A 23,270-nucleotide genomic window follows, 5' to 3' on the forward strand; every position below is an offset into this window, starting at 1 on the left:
AAATTATATGAGAGCAATTCTTTTAACCATTCAATCACTGTTTATTATCGTAAGTATGATGTCATGCAATTCGCCATCAGGCAATGCAAGCGGGGGCAATAACGCTAAAGGTAGCTTTGGTTTTGATTGTGAGTTTATTGCAAAGCATGATATCGGCGCTGTCATACTATCCAGCGGAGATATGAAGATTATTGTATCGCCAAAGTACCAGGCCAAAGTTTTTACATCAACAGCTTCAGGGGATGCTGGCCGAAGTTTTGGTTGGATTCACTATAAAGCTTTTGACGGACCTAAAGATGCCCATATGAATGCGTATGGTGGAGAGAACCGTTTGTGGTTAGGTCCCGAAGGTGGTCGTTTTTCACTTTTTTTTAAACCGGGTGCAAAAATGGAATTTACCAATTGGACAACCCCAGCGGCATTTGATATAGAAAGCTGGGATGTGAGCGAGCATACTACAACTCTGGTGCGGTTACATAAGCAAATGTCGTTAATTAATTATGCCGGCACACAACTTTCGTTACGGATAGATCGCAGCATATTATTATTAAGCAGAAAAGAAATAGATAGCTTATTAGGTATATCCACAGATACTTTGGTAAATACAGTAGGGTATCAAACCGAAAATACATTAACCAATACTGGCACAAACGCATGGGATGAAAAAAGTGGTGTGCCATGTATATGGCTCCTGGATATGTTTCCCCCCTCGGATAAAACAGTAATTGTGGTGCCTTACAAGCAGGACAAACCAGAAACAAAACCCGCCACAACAAATTACTTTGGTGAAATACCGCCAGACCGAGTAAAAATGAATGGTAAAACGCTGTTCTTTAGAGCTGATGGCAAAAACCGAGGTAAATTGGGCATCCATCCAAAAAGAGCGGTAAACATAGCTGGCAGCTATGATGCCCAAAATAAAATACTCACTATTATTAAATTTAGTATAGACAATAATGCGCAATATTTAAACCAAGAATGGAATACCACTAAGCCGCCTTTTAGCGGAGATGCTGTAAATGCTTATAACGACGGTCCGCTTGCCGATGGTAGTCAAATGGGGCCATTTTATGAACTGGAGAGTGTATCACCAGCCGCATTTCTTCAGCCGGGAAAAAAACAGGTACATCAGCATGCCGTATTCCACTTTACTGGTACTGAAGCCGCTTTAAGTAATATCAGCACAAAAACACTGGGCATATCGCTACAAGATATTAAAAAAGCTTTCTGAATTATAATGGCAACTATAACTAATACTTATCCTAAAATTGGCATCAGGCCAATTATTGATGGCCGGCTTGGCGGCGTGCGCGAATCATTGGAAATGACTACCATGCAAATGGCCAAAAACGTAAAAAAACTATATGAGCAAACACTGTTTTACCCTGATGGTAGCCCGGTACAATGTATCATAGCCGATACTTGTATTGGTGGCGTAAGCGAGGCCGCAGCTTGTGCGCACAAGTTTGAGCAAAATAATGTGGGCGTATCCCTATCTGTAACGCCCTGCTGGTGTTATGGCAGCGAAACTATGGACATGCACCCTACGTGGCCCAAAGCTATATGGGGCTTTAATGGGACTGAGAGGCCCGGAGCGGTTTACCTGGCAGCTACACTGGCTGCACATAACCAGTTTGGGTTGCCTGCTTTTGGTATTTATGGACATGATGTGCAGGATATGGGTGATGAGAACATACCTGCCGATGTGAAAGATAGATTACTGGGCTTTGCCCGCGCAGGCTTAGCCGTTGCTATAATGCGTGGTAAATCATACCTGGCTATCGGCTCTGTTTCTATGGGAATTGCCGGATCTATCGTCATGCCCGATTTGTTTCGTGAATATTTTGGCATGCGCAATGAATATGTTGATTCTACAGAAATATTACGCCGCATTGAAAAGGGAATTTACGATGTAGCAGAATTTGATAAAGCCATGGCATGGGTAAAACTAAACTGCAAAGAAGGCGATGATAAAAATCCAACGGAAAAACAGTTCAGTCGCCTGCAAAAAGATGAGCATTGGGCCTTTGTAGTTAAAATGACGCAAATAATTCGGGACTTAATGCAGGGTAATTCTAAACTTAAGGAACTTGGCTTTGGCGAAGAAGCAAATGGCCACGAAGCCATTGTTTCAGGTTTTCAGGGCCAACGGCAATGGACGGATTTTTTACCTAACGGCGATTTTCCCGAGGCTATGCTAAATTCTTCTTTTGATTGGAATGGAATACGTGCCCCTTTTATGGTAGCAACCGAGAATGATTCGCTAAATGGAATGAGTATGTTGCTGGGTAATTTATTGCGCCATACAGCACAGATATTTGCCGATGTGCGGACCTACTGGAGCCCGGATGCCGTTAAACGTGTTACCGGCTGGCAACCGGAAGGTTTGGGCAAGGATGGATTTATTCATTTGATAAATTCAGGTTCGGCCGCATTAGATGGCACAGGGCGGCAACAAAATGAAAACGGCCCGGCCATGAAGCCATTTTGGGAAATTAATGAAACCGAGGCGCGACTGTGCCTGGAGGCCACACAATGGTATCCTGCAAATAATGGTTATTTCCGCGGCGGGGGATATTCATCGCAATTTGTTACCAGTGGAGGGATGCCTGTAACTATGTGCAGGTTAAACTTGGTTAAAGGGCTTGGGCCTGTGTTGCAAATAGCCGAGGGTTATACTATTGACTTGCCTGATCATGTGCACAGCACATTAAATAACCGCACAGACCCAACATGGCCAACAACCTGGTTTGTGCCTGTACTAACGGGCGAAGGAAATTTTACTGACGTATACAATGTAATGGCGGCATGGGGGGCAAACCACGGATCTTTTAGTTATGGACACTACGGCCATGAATTAATAACGCTGGCTGCTATGTTGCGTATACCTGTAAGTATGCACAATGTACCTGGCGAAAAATTATTCAGGCCAGCGGCATGGAAGGCTTTTGGTTCGGATAATGAAGGGGCTGATTACAGGGCATGCGCTACTTATGGGCCTTTATATAAATAAACAATTATGAAAAAAATCTTATTGCTACAGGGCCCGGATGGTAAATCTTACTTAGGACCATTCGCTTTAGTCACCAGTTTATTTCTATTGTGGGGTTTTGCGCATGGCTTGCTTGATGTGCTTGACAAACATTTTCAAACCACGCTGCATATTTCCAAAGCTCAATCGGGTTTTGTGCAGTTTTCCTTATATATCGGCTACTTGATTATGGCCGGGCCTGCAGGCTTGTTCATGAAACGATACGGTTATAAAAATGGAATTATTTTAGGACTGACGCTATTTGCAGCGGGTGCATTTTTATTTTATCCGGCGGCGCATATGGGCGCGTTTATTCCATTCTTATTGGCATTATTTATTATTGCCTGCGGCTTAGCATGCCTTGAAACGGCAGCTAACCCATATACAACCATATTAGGTCCGCCGGACGGGGCAGCAAGGCGTATAAATTTTGCACAATCATTTAACGGGTTAGGCTGGATATTGGGGCCGCTTATTGGAGGGCTTTGTATCTTTGGAGCTACCAAAGTAGCAGGCCCCGAGCAGTTTGATTCACTTACGCGGCCATACCTTTGGATAGGCTGTATAGTAGTTGGTGTAGCTATTGTATTTGCCTTAACTAAACTACCCGAAGTTAAAGAAGAGAATAGCGAACATATTGACGCCAGGGCGCCGTTAAGCGAATTACTGAAACATCGCGGTTTTGTATTGGCTGTTATTGCACAATTTTTATATGTGGCCGCGCAAACCGGAGTTAACTCTTTCTTTATTAACTATGTCACCGAAACCTTAACTGGCTTAAAAGAAACCATTGGTGGTATGATGTCGCATTTAGGGACGTTTGGACATGTTTTTATGCCACAAAATCCCGAACAGGCTGCTTCATTGATCCTGGCTTTGGGCGGAATGGGCGCTTTTTGGATCGGCAGGTTGGTGGGGGCAACCCTAATGAAGTATATTTCACCTAAGCGCATGCTTGCTATTTATGCCATTGTAAATACCGTGTTAATGGGCGTTGTGGTGTCCCGGCTTGGATGGTTTAGTGTTATTGCCCTGTTTTCCAGCTATTTTTTTATGTCGGTAATGTTCCCTACCATTTTTGCACTGGGTTTAAAGGGGCTTGGTCCGCTAACAAAAAGGGCGGCGTCTTTTTTGGTAATGGCCGTTGCCGGTGGTGCTTTTTGCCCGCCGCTTATGGGGCTGATAGCGGATAATTTTGGTATGTCCATTGCGTTCCTTATTCCCTTAGGGTGTTTCGCTTTTATTGCATATTATGGTATTACAGTCCGTTACCAGCACAATGCATCAGATCATCCTAAATTTAGTGTTGTACATTAACAGCAATATATCCAAATAAATCTATCAGATTTATTTGGATATTAATTTAATATAAATAAATTTGAATACGAATTCATTTTGACATGAAATTCTATGAACAGGCATTAAATAAATCAAAAGAGACTTTTTAGCAGTGTGAACATATTTTATTTGTAATAAAATGAATACGTATTCATATGAATAAAAAAAATATTTATCGGTAAGAATAATGTAGATAGCAGGCGATTAGTATACTTAATTTCATAATTATTAAATTAAGCGTACATAAAAACTTATACATGAACTGGAATCAATTAGACATTTGGATCGTTGCAATCTACCTGCTGTTAATGTTAGGCATGTCCTTGTGGCATAAGCGTTTTGCATCAGCTAATTTGGAAAACTTTTTTTTGGGCGGGCGAAAAATTCCCGGATGGTTAAATGGTATCTCCTACACAGCAGCCTTGGTAAGTCCGGATGCAGCTACAGGCTACGGCGGCTTGGCGGTAGTAACAGGTGCATTTATTTCCTGGTGGTATTTAAGCAGGTTTGGATTGGCTTTATTTATTGGCGGTGTGCTTTTCGCTGTATTCTGGCGACGATTAAACTTATTCACATCGCTTGAATTTTATGATCTGCGTTTTCAGTCGCGTGCCGCATCGGCCATGCGGATATGGATAGCAGTACGTACCTCGCTTATTGCAATGCCTGCGTGGACTGGAATAACCCTGCTTGCCGCTTACAAAATAATGGGGCCGGCATTCGGATTAACTAAAACAGAAACGCTTTACCTGGTTGTGCCTGTTTCGTTCTTATTCGTCTTTTTCTCAGGCTATAAAGGTGTGGTAATATCCAACCTGATACAAATGAGTATCTTTTTTGTAGGTACCATTACACTTGCCGGGCTTACCCTGGCACATTTTGGTGGCCCGGTAGCTATGACGGCGACTATAGGCCATGTGTTTAATTCAACGCATCCCGAAATATTACACATGATGCCACCGGCCAATCACGATGTATTTCCGCTGATGGCTGCTATGGCCTGGTTATTTGGTCAAAGCATTGGTTATGGCGGCGATGCTGCCCCAATGGGTGGCGCTATGGAAGGTCAGCGTATACTTTCTACCCGTACCCCAGCCGAAGCCTTGACTATGTACGTGGTAACTGCTGTCAGTATGTTTATATTATTACTATTAGTTACCCTGCCCAGTATATCAGCAACGGTTATGTGGCCTGAGTTGCGTGCTGCAGGTGCCGACCGTGAATTAGTATATGGCCGGTTAATGAAAGAATTGCTGCCGCATGGCGCTATGGGACTGCTTGTTGCCGCTATGATGGCTGCTACAATGTCTGTAGTAGGCGATAATTTAAACTTTGGAAGTCAGGTAATGGTGAGTGATATCTACCGCCGGTGGTTTGTAAAATCGGCCAGCGAAAGACATTACATGATCATAGGTAAAATAGCTATGGGTATTATTGTTTGCCTGGCCATAGCCGTAGTATATAATGTAAGTATTATTACCAATGTAGCCATATTTATGCTACAGCTTAGCGCAGCCGAACTACCTGCAAATTGGGCGCAATGGTGGTGGTGGCGTTTTAATGGTGCTGCCCGTATCGCCGCTTCGTTTGGAGGCGCTGTTCTCTTTTGCATAGTGGTTTTAGGGCCTAAGCTGCTGATGTTTTTAAATATACCGTGGGCGCAGGACCTGATTTTGCCCTGGTGGTGGCAAACCCTGCTGGTTATGGGTTTAACAACTGTACTTTGGGTAACTGTTGCCCTGGTAACCAAACCTGATCCGGATCAATTACTTAATGGTTTTTACCAGCGTGTGCGCCCTTTAGGTTTTTGGAAACCTTACCGCACCAGGTATGCGCCCCTGCCTAAAACACCTGTTAAACCTATCATCAGGGGGGTGGGTATTGCTATTGAAGGCTTTATTGCCGTATCACTACTTATTCAAGGCCTTACACAAATGTGGTTTGGGAAATATTTAATAGGCGTTGCCGAGTTAACAGGTTCGGTAATCTTATTTATTGTATTTAAAAAACTGGCCAATTCTTACCTGCTTTATCTCACATCACGTACAGAAAATGTAATAATACCCGGCGATACCCAACAGGGGTTACCGGCACCTGATAAATAATAATTAAAAGAATAAATCATCATTCAACACAACAATTTATGAGAGCAAAACAACTGTTCAGAACAAAAGAGGAGCATGTACTTTATCTGGGCGACTGGGTATTCCATGTTGGGCCAACGTTTATAGAGACACCTTTTGGAACAGAAACAAAAGATGCAGACCTGCATTTTTATGGCGAGCGGCTTACCGAAGCATTAGAGCATGAGGTGGATGTTACGCCATTATCTAACTGGGAATTATACAGATTGGAGCCGGGAAAATTGGAAAACTATCTGGCGGAATCGAATTGCCTTATTATTAGTGATGTTGAAGCTAAATGTTTTCACTTATATCCAAGCTTTTTTGACCGCGCCCGACGCGAAAATAAAGTTGTAACCTTTCCCGACAGGCTAACTGCTATTAAGCAATGGATTAATGATGGCGGCGGTATGATGATGTTGGGCGGCTGGCTGTCTTTCAGCGGTGTTCAGGCAAAATCGGGCTGGGGTCGCAGCACACTACAGGAAGTTTTGCCGGTAGAATGTTTGCTGGTTGAAGATCTGGTAGAATCATCTGCGGGTTTTACTGCCGAGGTTGTAATGCCCGATCATCCTGTTGTAAAAGGTTTGCCATGGGATAAGTTTCCACCCATATTTGGGTATAACGAAACCACCGAAAAAGTTAACGGCGATGTGCTGGTACGTGTTAAAGAAACCGGCCATCCGCTGGTTGTGGCAGGCGAATATGGCAAAGGCCGGGTATTTACATATATGTCTGATCCGGCTCCGCATTGGGGGATAAATTTTGAATTGTGGGAAGGTTATGATGCTTTTTGGTTGCAAGCATTAAACTGGGTTAAAAAGAGGAAATAACAAAATGGATCAACTACAATTACAGGCCGGCGCCGCAGTGGCAGATATTACACCACCACTGGAAGTTGGTTTATTAACATCATCTGTAAAAGGTTTGTACGAACCTTTTGAATCTATTCGGTTACCTTTAAAAGCCAGGATACTTGTTTTACAATCGGGCGATGAATTAGTTGCTATTGTTGCGCTTGACCTGTTGGCAATAAATGATACATCAGTTGGTGGTTGGACAATTTTTAAACAATCATTGTCGGACACTATTCCTGCCGATAAGATCATCATATGCTGTACACATACGCATAGCGCGCCTGAATCAAGCGCTATGTCTGGGTTATATTTAACCAAATCTTATAAAATATGGCTGGATGATATGAAGCAGCGGATAAAAACGGCTATTAATGAAGCAATAGTCAGATTAAAACCCTCAAGTTTATCAATATCCACTGATACCTTAAACGGCTATTCTATGCAGCGCCGGATAAAAACGCCAACCGGTATAATAATGTCCGATGCTATCCAGCCCATTGCACCCGAATTATTGGATCTGCCTCCTGTCGATCGTCGGGTAAAGACATTGCATTTCAAGGATGATTCAGGGTGTGGCATTGCTACTGTTGTGCAGGCGGTGTGCCATCCGGTGCATGAAATGTGTATACCAAAAATTTCTCCCGAATTTCCTGGTGAAATGTGTATAGCGCTTGAAAAAACAGCACAAAATGGAGTGGCCTTGTTTTTAAATGGAGCAGCGGGCAACACCAATCCGCCAACAGTTTCCTGCGGGGCTGAATATGCCCGCAAACATGGTATAGCTTTAGCAGAAACTGCTCAAAAACAGGAGGGTAGGGTTGAAATAGATATTACGGAATTTAAATTTATACATAACGAGTTGCAGTTACCGGCACGAAAAGAAGCGGGCATTACTAATATGGATGACGCTATTGGCCGGTTAAGTGTAATATGCATAGGCGTGTTGGCAATTGTTTTTTTACCAGGCGAAGTATTTATTGAAACAGCATTTGAAATAGAGGAAAACTCACCGTTTGAACATACAGTTATTGCAGGATTTGGCGAAAACAATATTGGCTATTTACCCACTCAGGCCGCCTTTAATGAGGGAGGATACGAGGTTGGCCCGGGTAAATGGTCATTTCTTAAACCCGGTACCGATCAATTACTGGCTAAGGAAGCCACGAGATTATTGAAAGAATTATATTATACTACTATAAACAGCTGATATGAAAATACAGACTATAATTAAAAGTATATTGCTGGTAACATTGGTAATTATTGCATTTGTCGTACAAGGATCTGCCTTACCCCGGGCTTTGTATTTTTATGGAAGCGAGCAAAATGATCTTTATCAGTTATTAAAGCGCGAGGGTTTTAACCTGAAAAAGTGCGAAACCCCTATGGCGGCTGTTAAAGCTGCTGTAAAAGGTTCGGGGGTATTTATTTTAGCTAAAAATTATCCGCAAACCGATCCCCAAAATCGTATTACTGCACAACTATTAGCGGCAGCTAAGGCAAAAGGACTAAAACTTTATATAGAATATCCTGCCGAATTCCCCGGTTTGGATATTCCTTCTAAACCATTAGAAACACAGCTGGAACGAGGCGTTGTAACCACCGGGCTTTTTGGAGAAAGGTTAAAACCAATGAGCCTGCTGGGCATTAATAATTGTTTTGTGCTACCTGTGCAGGCAACAAATCCTTTAATTGTCCTGGCCAAAGTAGTAGGGGTGGATAAAGCAGAATATGGCTTGGATGATACCCCAACTAATCCAATACTTTTTGAAAAGGATGGGACATTAATAGCTATGACAGGTTTAAGCAACTTTGAAACCGGCAGATACGGCCCTCAAGCTTCAATTAAAACCGTATGGCGGTATATTTTAGAACGTATTATGGGCACAAGGAACATGCAATTGAAACACTGGCGAGAAGATGTTAAACCCATGTTTGGCCAGGACGAACCTTTACCACCAGCAGCCAAAATAAACAGCATAAGAAAAGGGGTAGAATGGTTTAATAATGGTCACTTTTTTGTGCATCCAAGTTGGAAAGCCGAGTGGGAAAAATATGGCAATAATGGTACGAAGCCAATAGGGCCACCACTTGATTTAAACAAGCCTAATGGCGATGGTACCTTAGGTATTATAGAAGGTCATACATCTACTATTTATTATGATGGCAGGCAGCAGTATCGTTATTGGATGCGCGCCGATGTGCAGGGCGAAGCCAGTATGACATTGGCCGCTGCTGGCAGCCTGCTTAATAACAATGAATATAAAACCAAATCGGCAAACCTGATCGATTTCATGTTTAAAACATCAAACCTGCGCGCCGGGCCTAAAAACGATCCAAATAGTCCAGCATTTGGATTACTTGGGTGGGCGACATCTAATGCAGGGACTTTTTACGGCGATGATAACTCGCGGGCTATACTTGGAGCCATTGCCGCAGCAAACTATCTAAAAACAGATAGGTGGGACAAGGAGCTGACCGAAGCAATTATGGGTAATTTCAGGACGACAGGCAAACAGGGTTTTAGGGGCGAGCGCCTGGAGGAGGGCGATATCATCAAACATGGCTGGCCATATTACTATAATCGGGACCTCCAGCATTTTTCGCCGCATTTTGAATCGTGGATGTGGGCTTGTTATTTGTGGTTGTACGCTAAAACAGGGTACGAGCCATTATTAACCAAAACAAAGGAGGCCATAAAAGAAACTATGGCAGTTTATCCTGATAAATGGCGATGGGGCAGTAGCATGCAAACGCAACGCGCCCGCATGATATTGCCTTTAGCATGGCTGGTTCGCATTGAAAACACCGAAGAACATCGCCAATGGCTGGATATGATGGTGACGGAAATGTTAAAAAATCAATCGGAAAGCGGGGCAATCAGGGAAGAACAGGGTGCAAAAGGTAAGGGGATGTTTAAAGAGTTAAAAAAGAACTCGGATTACGGATCGGACGAAGGTTCATTGATATTTAAAAATGGTGAAGAAATATCATGTATGCTGTATACCAATAATTTTGCTTTGTTCAGTTTGCATGAAGCTGAAATGGCCACGGGGAACCCTAAATATAAAGAAGCCACCAATAAATTATCGGATTTTTTAACCCGTGTACAAGTACAAAGTGAAAAGCATAAAGACCTGGATGGCGCATGGTTCAGGGCTTTCGATTATGGTAAGTGGGATTATTGGGCATCTAATTCAGATGCTGGTTGGGGTGCCTGGTGTACATTAACCGGTTGGATACAAAGTTGGATTGTGACAACCCAAATACAAATACAACAAAAACAAAGCTTCTGGGATGTAACTAAAAACTCGGGCATGGCCACATCAGGCAAAGCAGTTATTGAACAAATGATGAGCAAACCTAAAGAATAATAGTATGATAAGGACAAAAGCAACCCTTCTTTTTGCGCTGTGTATATGCTTTATAAGCATGCAAGCGCAGATACTTAATAATGACCTATCAGCGTTATCGCAAATACAACAGGGCATCACATCAAAAAGGATAAGCAGTTATGACCGCAATGGCGGTACTGATGATTTTATTAAGATTGCTAACGGCGAGAAGAAAACCATATTTGACGTAGGGGGCGCAGGTGCGGTTACCCATATCTGGATCACCATGGCACCGGACCCTGGTACACTTAGCCGGAACGATGTAATTATCAGGATGTATTGGGATGGGAAAACCTACCCATCGGTAGCATCTCCAATTGGACCTTTTTTTGGCCAGGGGTGGAATGAAGCATACGACTATAATTCGTTGCCATTATCGGCAAGCCCGGTTCAGGGCCGGGGTATGGTATGCTATTTTAATATGCCTTTTGCAAAAGGTGCGCGTATAGAAATAGAAAATCAATCTGGAAGGGATATAAGTAATTTTTATTATTATGTTGATTACATAGCTGTAGATAAGTTGCCTGCCAATGCCGGGCGTTTCCATAGCTGGTATAATAAACAGTTGATGGGGGCATCAAAAGAAGAAGGAGAGAATGAATGGGGCACTTTAGGTAAAACCGGCAATAATATCACTGGTAAGGATAATTATGTAATAGCCGATATTAAAGGTAAAGGGCATTTTGTTGGGGTTAATTATTATGTTCACTCACCTACACCCATGTGGTATGGTGAGGGCGACGACATGATATATATTGATGGCGCCACAATGCCCACGCTTCATGGTACCGGTACCGAAGATTATTTCAACACTGCGTGGTGTCCTAAAACGCCTTTTTCTAATCCATATTATGGTTATCCAAGGGTTAATAACGACATCGGTTGGCTTGGGCGCACGCATCTTTATCGCTTCAATATTAACGACCCGATTTTTTTTAATAAGGATTTTAAATTCACTATTGAACACGGACATAACAATGTGCTGACGCTTGATTTGGCGAGCGTGGCCTATTGGTATCAAAGTGAAGCCACTGCTGTACCTGCCATTCCTGATAAGGAGGCCAGAAAACCCATGCCATTTATTAATCTGGGCGATATTCATAAATGGCGTAACGAATGGCGCAAGAGCAAAGGTAATGATCCAAAATTATGGGGGAATTAATATGAGAGGACACAAAACAATTAAAGGCGCCCTGCTTATTGGCTTAATAGCCATGGGTTTATCGTGCTCAAAACACACTTCAACACAAGGCGACGATACTACGCCGCCGGTAGTTGTAAAAGACAATACCTTTTACAATCCCTTACTAAGCAGTGGCCCGGATCCCTGGATTTATAAAAAAGACGGTATGTTTTATTTTACAAGCACCAACGCAGTTAATATCACCCTATGGGCAACACCGGCTATTTCAGACCTAAGCAAAGTAACCCCTAAAGTTGTATGGTCGCCACCGACTACAGGCGCCAATTCAAAAAATATCTGGGCACCCGAATTGCATTATTTGCAAGGTAAATGGTACCTGTATTATACCGCGGGCGCGTCATCCGACTTAGCTACCCAACGCTGCTTTGTATTGGAAAATGCCGGAGGGGACCCAACCAGCGGCGCCTGGGTTGATAAAGGGAAAATTGGTGATCCTGCCGCTAACTTCTTTGCTATAGACGGAACCGTTATGGAGTATAAAAGCAAAATGTATTTTATATGGAGCGGTCAAATATCTGCCTCGGATGCTACACAACGCATATATATTGCTGAAATGAGCGACCCCTGGACGTTAAAATCAGCCAGGGTACAAATATCCAAACCCGACTATGATTGGGAGAAGCGCGGATCATCTGTAAATGAAGGCCCCGAAGCTTTGATCAGCCCTTCAGGTACCGCATTTGTAGTTTACTCGGGCAGCAATTGCGCTACCGATGACTACGGCTTGGGAATGTTAAGGTTAAAAGACAATGGCGACCCTTTAAACCCAGCTGATTGGACAAAAAGCGCCACCCCCGTTTTTAGTAAAAGTATCAATAATAACGTATTTGGGCCTGGACATAATGGTTTCTTTAAATCGAAAGATGATAAAGAAGATTGGATAGTATATCATGCCAATTCACAAAGCGGGCTGGGTTGCGGCGGTACCCGCAGTCCGCGCATCCAAAAATTTACCTGGAATACTGATGGAACACCAAATTTTGGTGAACCTTTAGCAGTGTCATCAAAGTTAACTAAACCTTCAGGCGATTAAATAAGATAACAACAAGCATATATACATCAATGGCTAAGTTTTTAAAAAAAGGAAAAAGTGAATCTGAAATAAAAACAGCAGATTCAAAAGTGAAGGGGACTGTAGAAAAAATAATTAAGGATATAGAAGAAAATGGCGATATAGCCGTAAGAAACTATGCAAAATCTTTTGACCAATGGTCGCCTGCATCGTTCCGTTTAACTGATGCTGAAATTAAAGAAATTGTTGACCGTACACCAGAGCAGGTAATTGCCGATATATTATTTGCCCAAAAACAGATCAGGTTTTTTGCCGAACAGCAGCGGGCTTCTATTACCGATATTGAAGTTGAAACTATTCTCGGCGTTTTTCTTGGCCATAAAAATATTCCGGTTAATAGCGTAGGCTGCTATATACCAGGCGGGCGATACCCTATGGTAGCTTCATCGCACATGAGTATACTTACCGCAAAGGTTGCTGGGGTTAAAAGAGTAATTGCCTGCACGCCACCTATAAACGGCAAAATACCCGATGCTACAGTATGCGCCATGTATTTTGCAGGCGCCGATGAGATTTATATTCTTGGCGGTGTGCAAGCAATGTGCGCTATGGCTATAGGTACAGATAGCATATCCCCGGTTGATATGATTGTTGGTCCGGGTAATGCCTATGTGGCTGAGGCAAAACGGCAATTGTACGGAAGGGTAGGGATCGATTTATTTGCCGGCCCGACAGAAATATTAATAATAGCTGATGAAACAGCCGACGCCGAAATGGTAGCCTGTGATTTATTAGGACAGGCAGAACACGGCCCTACATCGCCTGCTGCCCTAATTACCACATCTGAAAAACTTGCATGGGAAACAGTTGTGGAAATTGAGCGACAACTTAAAACATTAGCTACTGCCGATATTGCCGGTGTAGCCTGGAAAGAATGCGGATCAATTATACTGGTTGAAAATGAGGAAGAAGCTGTACGCGAGGCAGACTTACTGGCCTACGAACATGTAGAGGTGCTTACTAAAGACCCGCAATATTTTTTAAATAACATGACCAATTACGGCGGCTTGTTTTTGGGCCCTGAAACCAATGTTGCTTACGGAGATAAAGTAATAGGTACCAATCACACCTTACCTACTATGAAAGCTTCCAGATATACAGGCGGTTTGTGGGTAGGAAAATTCCTTAAAAATTGTACCTATCAGCGCTGTACCCCCGAAGCGAGTGTAGTTATAGGCGAGTATGCCATGCGATTGTGCGAACTGGAAGGTTTTGCTGGTCATAAAGAACAGGCTGCTTTGCGCGTAAGGCGGTATATCAAAAAGTAAGATCGGACAAATACAAATTATAAACCATGTTGCAAACTATCAGATCATATCTAATTCATATCAGACGGACTATTGATTTATTCAGTATACCGCTTATTAGTGTGTGTAGTAATTGCACTATAGCAATCTTATTAATAGCACTAACTACAGGGTTACCTGACAGGTCGTATGCACAATACCAAAAATCAACTATGAAAAGCAGTCCAGTTCCTGTCATACCGATAGGGCTGGATGCTTATCGTAAATGGGGCCAGTTGCCTTTGCAACGCATAGGGGTACGGGCATATATGCGCAGTACCTATGACCGTACTAGCACAGGTCCTGATGCTTCGCATTTTCTTTTTATGAACGATAGTGAAGATGACAACACGACACTTGATGTAAAAGGTAAAGGTATACTATACTTTTTTCGCACCAACCACTGGCATGGCAGTCCATGGCATTTTATAATAGACGGGAAGGATAATATAGTGAAAGAAACGGCCAGCGATGCACCCATAAACGCTACTAAGGTTTTTCATAATACTGAATTTATCCCAGTCACACCTTTCCCAAAACCGATGGCCTTTACATGGTCGACAACCAAAGGTTCCGACTTGATCTGGACACCGATGCCTTTCCGGGATTCTTTAAGAATAGCTTATTCCCGTACCAACTATGGCACGGGCTATTATATCTATCATCTGTATGCCAACCCTGGCAGTCTATCAAAACCGATTACAGCATGGGATATCAACCAGCAACCAGATAAGGATGTTACTGATTTTGTGGATCGTGCGGGAACTGATATAGCACCTAAAAATATTAAAAAGATCAACGGCAAAATAAAGCTTAATAAAGAAATTGTACAGTTGGCCAATATTACTGCCGCTTCATCAGCATTAAGAGCTTTAAAATTGACATTACCGCTTGATAAGGCTATTGATCTGGAGCGGCTGCATTTGCGCCTTACCTGGGATAATGCCAGGTATCCGTCTATAGATGCACCTTTATGTTTGTTTTTTGGTGCAGGTACTTTTTTTAATCGCGAGAAAAAGGAGTATCTGGTTAAAGGGTTACCAATTAACATCAGGTACGATTATCCAAACAATAAAGTTGAGCTGGCGTGCTACTATCCCATGCCGTTTTTTAGGTCGGCTAAGGTTGAACTAACTGGCATCACACCAGGCGATACAGAAATAAATTATGAATTACGCTATGAGCCATCAAAATTAGCGACTAAAGTCAGTAGTTATTTCCATGCTACATACCAGGATATTCCTGAACCAAAATTAGGATTGGATATGACTTGGCTGGATACCCGGGGCATTGAAGGGCACCGTGATTGGACTGGAAGTTTTATGGGTACCTCGTTTATATTTTCGCATAATGCAAACCTGAATACTTTAGAGGGCGATCCGCGTTTCTTTTTTGATGACAGCCAAACCCCACAGGCCCAGGGTACCGGAACGGAAGAATGGGCAGGTGGTGGCGATTATTGGGGCGGTGAAAACATGACATTGCCATTGGCCGGACACCCCTGCGGATCAACCGAAAAGAAAACAGCCGTTAACGATAAAGACCTGATCCAATCTGCCTACCGTTTTCTGGTTGCCGATCTGATGCCTTTTGGTAAAAGGGCGGTAATTAGATTTGAGCATAGTGAGAATGTATCGACTGAACACTACGAAGCTGTTACCTACTGGTATGGTTTACCCACGGCTTCGTTAATTAAAACAGATTCTATTGATATTGGAAAAATAGCTGATGAACAGCGTCATAATTATTATTCACCGCAGGCATCAGCGGTAGCTAATATTAATTCCCGGTATGAATGGGGGCCGGATGCTTATCCATCAGGAGCATGGGGAATGGACTTGAAAAAAATACCAGGTTATAATGATAAGATAGGAAAAGAGATATATCCTGCACACGATGAAGATGGCCGCCATACAACGGGGGTTTCCGAGTTTACTTTAAAACTTAACCCTGCAAATTTAGGCGTGTTGCTACGCCGCACATTAGATTACAGCTATCCTAATCAGACCGCTGAGGTATATATTGCTTCGATTGGAAATGATAAAAGGACGCCCGGAAGTGTATGGAAAAAAGCAGGCGTATGGTATTTGGCCGGTTCGAATACTTGTATAGAATCAAGACCAAATGATGGCGAATTAGGTAAACGGAGGTATCATGTAAAAACTTCCAATCGTCGTTTCCGTGATGATGAATTCCTTATACCTGCGCAGTTGACCAAAGGCCAATCGGCTATAAAAGTGCGAGTGAAATTCATCCCTAATCAACAACAATTATATCCCGGGCATCCATTTCCCAATCAAAGTAGCTGGAGCGAATTGAAATATGATGTTTATAGTTATGTTTTACCCGATTTTAAAGTGAACGATCTGTAAATCTGTTATGATGCATCAAGTTAATACAACATTTGAAAAATATCGCCAGCTTATAAAAACTGCATTTATTGCATTGTTTACCTGTGCAGCTTTAACAAGCTACAGCACTATCCGGGTGCCAAATATTATTGGCAGTAACATGGTTTTGCAACAAAAAAGCGATGTAAAACTTTGGGGTTGGGGCGAGCCGAATGAAAAAGTGGTTATTATAACATCATGGGATAATAAAACCTATCCTACGGTTACCGTTACGGGAAATGCCACCTGGGAGCTTACTATTAAAACGCCGGTTGCTGGCGGCCCGTACATTATCAAATTAAACGGTAGCAATAGTATTGTACTTACTAATGTTTTAATAGGTGAAGTTTGGGTATGCTCGGGGCAAAGTAATATGGAAATGTCGGGTACATGGGGGTTGCAGGATATCAAGGCCGAATTACCCAAAGCTAAAAACAATAATATCCGCTTTTTCCATATGGCAAAGGCATCGGCGCCTTATCCGCAGCAAGACTGTATAGGAGAATGGGTAATTTGCGACAGTGCGAGTCTGCGCACGTTTAGCGCAACCGGTTATTTTTTTGGTAAAAATTTAAACAGCAAATTAAACTTGCCGGTTGGGTTAATACAATCATGCTGGTCTGGCTCATCAGCCGATGTCTGGACACCTGATAGTATTATTAACAACGATCCCATTTTAAAAGAAGCGACAAAGAAGATAGCAGTTAACGGACAGGTGCCTAATATAGCCGGTTATGTTTATAACGCTATGATAGCGCCTATTACTAATTACGCCGTCGCCGGTGTTATCTGGTACCAGGGTGAAAATAATTCCCATGTGGCATCAATTTACCAGCGCTTATTTACATCTATGATTGATGCATGGCGTGGGGCCTTTCATAAAAATTTGCCTTTTTATTTTGTACAGGTTGCACCTTTCAAATATCAGCAAAAAAATTGGGGGGCTTTAATCCGTGAAGCCCAGACCGCAAGTATGAAGCACCCTAACACCGGAATGGTGATCACTACCGACCTTACCAGCGATACCAACAATGTACACCCTGCTGATAAACACGATGTGGGCCTCAGGTTAGCCAACTGGGCCCTGGCCGAAACCTACCATCAGCCTGGTATTGTATATAAAAGTCCGTTATATGCAAGCCTGAGTATAAAAAAGGATAAAGCAATTATAACTGTTGATAATGCCGAACATGGTTTAACCATAAATGGTAAGCAGGCAACCCAATTGTATATAGCAGGAAGTGATAAAATATTTTATCCCGCCAATGCGCGCCTTAAAAACAACCAAATGATTGTTTGGAGCGATAAGGTAAAAGAGCCGGTAGCTGTGCGATATGAATTTAGCAATACCGCTATAGGGAACATTTTCAGTAAAGATGGCCTTCCGCTTGGGCCATTTCGTACAGATAGCTGGCCTGTTGAAAATGAATACAAGTTTAATACAAACTGATACCAATTATAATTCATAAATATCCGCATGGTTATGCCATGCACATGTAAGCTAAATGAAAGTATTAATTAACATTTTATTGCTATTGCTTCCCGCTGCCATTTTTGCGCAAGGTGGCAAGCTAAATACCGTAACTGAAAAAAAGATAGATAAGCTTTTAGCCAGCATGACCATACAAGAGAAGGTTGGACAAATGACCCAGATCGCCGTCGAATCACTTTTGAAAACTACATCAGGCCATTTGGTTGAACCTAACGAACTGGATTTGGAAAAGCTTACCCGTTGTATTAAAACATATAAGGTTGGGTCTATATTAAACATTGGGGATAGGGCCCAAACTATAGAAAATTGGCGTCAGCGTATTGCAACTATCCAGCAAATGGCCTTGAGCGAGCGATTAAAAATACCAGTACTGTATGGTATTGATGCCATCCACGGGAATAATTATACGCTTAATGCAGTGATGTTTCCCCAACAAATTGCCCAGGCTGCCACGTTTAATCGCGAACTTGTAAAAAAAGGGGCTGCAATTACAGCTTATGAAACCAGGGCATCGTTTATCCCCTGGACATTTAGCCCGGTGCTTGACCTTGGCCGCCGTCCGCAATGGCCGCGCATTTACGAAACTTTTGGTGAAGATCCGTATCTGGTTTCTGAATTAGGAAAAGCTATGGTAACCGGGTACCAGGGAAATGATGCAGCTATCGATAAATATCATATTGCGGCTTGTTTAAAACATTATATGGGCTACAGCATGCCGCTTAGCGGGCATGACCGTACCCCGGCCTGGATACCCGAAAGGGAACTGCGTGAATATTTTCTGCCATCGTTTGCGACAGCTGTTAAGGCAGGAGCAAAAACTGTAATGGTTAACAGCGCCGAAATAAATGGCGTACCAGTACATATCAACAAACATATCCTTACAGACATATTAAAAAATGAGCTGCAATTTAAAGGGTTTGCGCTTAGCGACTGGCAGGACATTCAATTTTTGTATCAGCGGCACCATGTGGCAAAAGATGATAAAGAAGCCGTGATGATGGCTATTAATGCTGGTATTGATATGAGTATGGTACCGGTAGATTACACATTTTGCGATGACCTTGTAGCACTGGTGAAAGAGCATAAAGTGACTATGGCCCGCATAGACGACGCTGTTCGGCGGATTTTAAGAGTGAAAATAGAACTGGGGCTTTTTGAAGATCCAATAGTGAGTGCTAATAATTACCCCGAGTTTGGAAGTGTTGTGCATCAAAAAGCCAACGATGAAATAACCGCTGAATGTATTACATTGTTAAAAAACCAAAACAACTTACTACCGTTAACAACAGGAAAAAAAATTTTGGTAACTGGGCCCGCCGCAAATTCAATGCGGGCACTAAACGGGGGCTGGTCGCGTAAGTGGCAGGGCGATAATAGTAATGAAACCGAGCAAGATAAAAATACCATTTATAAAGCTATCCAAAATGTATTTGGTACAGCTAATGTAGATTATGCCGAAGGTTCAAGGTTTACAGAACAGACAGATTTAGGCACCACTATAAGCAAAGCCAAAAACGCCGATGTGATTATATTATGCCTTGGCGAAAATAGTTATGCCGAAACGCCAGGCAATATAAACGATTTGACCTTGCCAACTGCGCAAATTGAACTGGCCACGGCTTTAAAAGCTACCGGTAAACCCATAGTATTGATACTTACAGAAGGCCGCCCCCGCATAGTTTCGGCTATCGAACCATATTGTGAAGCTGTTATTCAGGCCTACCTGCCTGGTAACTCGGGTGGCAATGTATTGGCCGGGGTTTTGGCCGGCAAAATAAACCCAAGCGGGAAACTCCCTTATACCTATCCGCGCTATCCTAACAGCTTGCATAATTACTACCGTAAGTATACCGAAGAATTAAGTATTGATGTTAATGCCGGTTACAACCCACAATGGGAATTTGGTTACGGATTAAGTTATACTTCATTTAAATACAGTAATCTAAAATTAAGCAGAAATAAATTAACCGGGGATAAGCCCATTAATATAACGGTAGATATTACTAATACCGGGAATTATACGGGGAAAGAAGCTGTATTGCTTTTTGTAAGCGATCTGGTAGCATCCATCACCCCTGAAGTTAAACGGCTTCGCGGATTTGAAAAGATCAGCCTGGATCCAGGTGAAACAAAAACCGTAACATTTATAATAGCGGCCAGCCAGCTTTCTTTTATTAATAATAATCTTAAACGTGTTACTGAACCCGGAGATTTTATGCTATCGGTAGGTGGTTTAAAAACGGGATTTACATATCTGCCAATAAATAAAAACTAATGAAATATTATATCCTCATATTGTTATTGGTATGCCCGGCCTATGTTAACGGGCAGGACAATACGCTATCTATTATTCCCGAACCTGCTTCTGTAGTAACTATGCCACAAAGTTTTAAGTTAAATTCCAAAAAATATATAACCTATAATGATGCCACTGCTAAAGGAACTGCCGGCTTGTTAAATGAGTTTCTTTTTACAAATTATGGCTTCCGTTTAAAACGCATTTCTTCAAAAACAACTTCCGGCCAGGGAAGTATCAGCATACGGCATGATCATAAGTCGAAGGCTGAAAGTTATGAGCTGATTGTCAGGCAAAAAGGCATCAGGCTTACTGGCGATGCAGCAGGTATATTTTATGGATTGCAAACATTGCAGCAAATTTTCCCGCTTGAGAAAACTAATACGATAATCTTGCCAGGCGTACAGATCAAAGATGAACCCCGTTTCGCTTATCGTGGGCTGATGCTTGATGTAAGCCGTCATTTTTTTCCGGTTAGCTATATTAAAAAGTTCCTAAATATAATGGCGCAGTATAAGTTCAATAACTTCCACTGGCATTTAACTGATGATCAGGGTTGGCGTATCGAGATAAAAAAATACCCCGAATTGCAGCATATCGGAGCGTGGCGCGAGCCAACATCGCTGGAAGAAGACTCCCCGCAGATAAAAAATGGACGTTACGGTGGTTACTACACTCAGAAACAAATTAAAGAGGTGGTTGCCTATGCATTAGCCAGGCACATCAACATTGTACCCGAAATAGAAATGCCTGGCCATTCTAATGCCGCTTTAGCTTCATATCCCAATTTGGGGTGTATCAACCAGCAATATAAAGTATTGACAGGCGGAACCATTAGTTCAAATGTGTATTGTGTAGGTAATGACGATGTATTTAAATTCCTTCAGGATGTTATTGACGAGGTTGTTGCGCTATTCCCGGGAAAATATATTCATATAGGTGGTGATGAAACCCCGAAAGACCGTTGGAAGCAATGTGCCAAGTGCCAGGCACGGATAAAAGCTGAAGGCTTGAAGGACGAAAACGAGTTGCAAAGCTACTTTGTACAGCGGATAGAGAAATATATTAATAGTAAGGGCCGCCGGATGATAGGCTGGGATGAAATACTTGAAGGAGGGCTTGCCCCCAATGCCACGGTAATGAGCTGGCGTGGGGAAACAGGAGGAATAGAAGCCGCGCGCCTTCATCACGATGTGATAATGACCCCATATACTTTTGTTTATTTTGATTATTACCAAGGGCGTCAGCGCGAGCTTGAACCACACGCTACAGGCGCTTACCTGCCATTATCTAAAGTATATAGCTATGATCCCGTACCTTCATCGCTTACGGAAGACCAAAGGAAATATATTAAAGGCGTGCAGGCGAATACCTGGGCTGAACAGATACCCAATGAAGCCCATGCAGATTATATGGTTTACCCCCGGGCCCTGGCTGTGGCCGAGATTGGCTGGTCGCCAGCGACAAAAAAGAACTATACTAATTTTTTGCAAAAGCTATCTGTGCGTTTGGCGTCATTGGATCAGCAACAAGTAAACTTCCGTATTCCCGAACCTGTGGGTTTAAAAGATTCAGTTGCCCTGAATGATCACATTGAAATTAAACTGCAATCAGCTGTATCAAACGCAACGGTGTATTATACAACGGATGGTACCACACCTACTGTTAATAGTTCTAAAAACAACCAGGGCATTAACCTACTACTGCCAGATAATAAACCGGTAGTTGTAAAAGCTATTACTATACTTCCTTCTGGCAGGCAAAGTACTGTTTACCAGGCTACATATGTTAAGAAACCATGAAGCAAATAGTTGTAAATAAAATATCGGGGATTGTTTTTTTATGCATATGCACAGTAACGGCATTCGCTCAAAAAAGCAAAGTTAGCTATGTGCCTGTAATAGATGGCGATTGGTGGAATATCACCACTAATCCCGATCTGGGAAAATATACATCGCCAAAACAAGAGCCGGTTGATTTTGGCATTTGGCAGGCGGCGGATGGCAGTCTGCAGCTTTGGTCGTGTATCCGCGGTACAAAAGCGGGGGGCTATACCCGGCTGTTTTATAGTTGGGAAGGGAAAAATATTACAGATACCAATTGGGCCCCCAAAGGTATAGCTATGGAAGGTGATACTACAATGGGCGAGGCTAAAAGCGGTTTACAGGCACCTTTTGTATTAAAGGAACGCAATACATACTACATGTTCTACGGCGATTGGAACCGCATTTGCCTGGCTAAAAGCAAAGATGGTAAAAAGTTTGAACGCGTATTAAATAAAGATCATTCACCAGCTTTATTTAGTGGCCCCATGGCCAATACCCGCGACCCAATGGTGCTTAAAGTAGCTGATACATTTTATTGCTATTACAGCGCGCACCTGGCCAAAAATGACCCGGCTATCCCTATTAAATCAGCTGTTTTTTGCAGATGGTCAAAAGATTTGAAAACATGGAGTGACCCGGTAATTGTTTCGGACGGTGGATCGGCTGCCAAGCAGACCAGCTGGTATGGAGGTGCCTCCGAATGCCCTTTTGTAGTGAAAGTCAATGATCAATACGTTCTGTTTCGTAATCAAAACTATGGTCCCAAAGGCTTAAATACGCAATACAGTTCATTAGATCCGTTGAATTTTGGGATAGATAATGACCAATACCAGGTAAGCCAACTTAATGTGGCAGCGCCGGAGATCATTAAAATTAAGGATCAGTACTATATAGTGGCGTTAAAGCCGCATTTGGATGGCATGCGTGTGGCAAAACTAAAGTTCATAAAACAAGAAAACTGAA

General features: G+C 42.5%; 15 protein-coding genes. All 15 read left to right on the forward strand.

All coding sequences use genetic code 11. The features are described from left to right. Window positions 1–7 precede the first annotated feature (7 nt). The 15 genes from IRJ18_RS05180 (at window position 8) to IRJ18_RS05250 (ending at window position 23,269) form a co-directional block, all read left to right on the forward strand. The gene (locus IRJ18_RS05180) at window positions 8–1,231 is read left to right on the forward strand and encodes a DUF6786 family protein (RefSeq protein ID WP_194105134.1); all 1,224 of its coding nucleotides are present in this window, start codon (window positions 8–10) and stop codon (window positions 1,229–1,231) included. 6 nt (window positions 1,232–1,237) lie between these two features. Beyond that, window positions 1,238–3,013, forward strand: coding sequence for an L-fucose isomerase (locus tag IRJ18_RS05185; protein ID WP_194105135.1), 1,776 nt, complete (start codon window positions 1,238–1,240; stop codon window positions 3,011–3,013). A gap of 6 nt (window positions 3,014–3,019) precedes the next feature. Continuing rightward, window positions 3,020–4,348 (forward strand): L-fucose:H+ symporter permease, encoded by a 1,329-nt coding sequence (gene fucP, locus IRJ18_RS05190; RefSeq protein ID WP_194105136.1) that lies wholly within the window; start codon window positions 3,020–3,022, stop codon window positions 4,346–4,348. A gap of 278 nt (window positions 4,349–4,626) precedes the next feature. After that, window positions 4,627–6,474, forward strand: a complete 1,848-nt coding sequence (locus tag IRJ18_RS05195; RefSeq protein ID WP_194105137.1) for a sodium:solute symporter family transporter — start codon at window positions 4,627–4,629, stop codon at window positions 6,472–6,474. Between the two features lie 38 nt (window positions 6,475–6,512). Further along, on the forward strand, window positions 6,513–7,325 hold the full coding sequence (locus IRJ18_RS05200; RefSeq protein WP_194105138.1) for a glutamine amidotransferase: 813 nt from the start codon (window positions 6,513–6,515) through the stop codon (window positions 7,323–7,325). Window positions 7,326–7,329: 4 nt separating this feature from the next. Then, window positions 7,330–8,556 (forward strand): hypothetical protein, encoded by a 1,227-nt coding sequence (locus IRJ18_RS05205; RefSeq protein WP_194105139.1) that lies wholly within the window; start codon window positions 7,330–7,332, stop codon window positions 8,554–8,556. 1 nt (window position 8,557) lies between these two features. Further along, window positions 8,558–10,720 carry a hypothetical protein gene (locus IRJ18_RS05210; RefSeq protein WP_228072567.1) on the forward strand — a complete coding sequence of 721 codons (2,163 nt, stop codon included), beginning with the start codon at window positions 8,558–8,560 and terminating at the stop codon, window positions 10,718–10,720. Between the two features lie 4 nt (window positions 10,721–10,724). Beyond that, a complete protein-coding gene (locus IRJ18_RS05215) occupies window positions 10,725–11,903 on the forward strand; it encodes a glycoside hydrolase family 172 protein (protein ID WP_194105140.1) in 1,179 nt (392 codons plus the stop codon). A gap of 1 nt (window position 11,904) precedes the next feature. After that, window positions 11,905–12,978, forward strand: a complete 1,074-nt coding sequence (locus IRJ18_RS05220; RefSeq protein ID WP_194105141.1) for a glycoside hydrolase family 43 protein — start codon at window positions 11,905–11,907, stop codon at window positions 12,976–12,978. A gap of 29 nt (window positions 12,979–13,007) precedes the next feature. Beyond that, complete coding sequence (gene hisD / locus IRJ18_RS05225) at window positions 13,008–14,285, forward strand: histidinol dehydrogenase (RefSeq protein ID WP_194105142.1); 1,278 nt, start codon at window positions 13,008–13,010, stop codon at window positions 14,283–14,285. A 191-nt stretch (window positions 14,286–14,476) separates the two neighbouring features. Beyond that, window positions 14,477–16,675, forward strand: coding sequence for a DUF2961 domain-containing protein (locus IRJ18_RS05230; RefSeq protein ID WP_194105143.1), 2,199 nt, complete (start codon window positions 14,477–14,479; stop codon window positions 16,673–16,675). A gap of 7 nt (window positions 16,676–16,682) precedes the next feature. Further along, entirely contained in the window at window positions 16,683–18,143 is a 1,461-nt protein-coding gene (locus IRJ18_RS05235; RefSeq protein WP_228072568.1) for a sialate O-acetylesterase, read from the forward strand. Window positions 18,144–18,198: 55 nt separating this feature from the next. After that, complete coding sequence (locus tag IRJ18_RS05240; protein ID WP_194105144.1) at window positions 18,199–20,460, forward strand: glycoside hydrolase family 3 N-terminal domain-containing protein; 2,262 nt, start codon at window positions 18,199–18,201, stop codon at window positions 20,458–20,460. Next, entirely contained in the window at window positions 20,460–22,283 is a 1,824-nt protein-coding gene (locus IRJ18_RS05245; RefSeq protein ID WP_194105145.1) for a family 20 glycosylhydrolase, read from the forward strand. Before IRJ18_RS05240 ends, IRJ18_RS05245 begins: the two co-directional genes overlap by 1 nt. Next, the gene (locus IRJ18_RS05250) at window positions 22,280–23,269 is read left to right on the forward strand and encodes a glycoside hydrolase family protein (protein ID WP_194105146.1); all 990 of its coding nucleotides are present in this window, start codon (window positions 22,280–22,282) and stop codon (window positions 23,267–23,269) included. The genes IRJ18_RS05245 and IRJ18_RS05250 overlap by 4 nt, the downstream gene beginning before the upstream one ends. Window position 23,270 lies beyond the last annotated feature (1 nt).

It is taken from the genome of Mucilaginibacter boryungensis (assembly GCF_015221995.1).
Taxonomy (GTDB): Bacteria; Bacteroidota; Bacteroidia; order Sphingobacteriales; family Sphingobacteriaceae; genus Mucilaginibacter; species Mucilaginibacter boryungensis.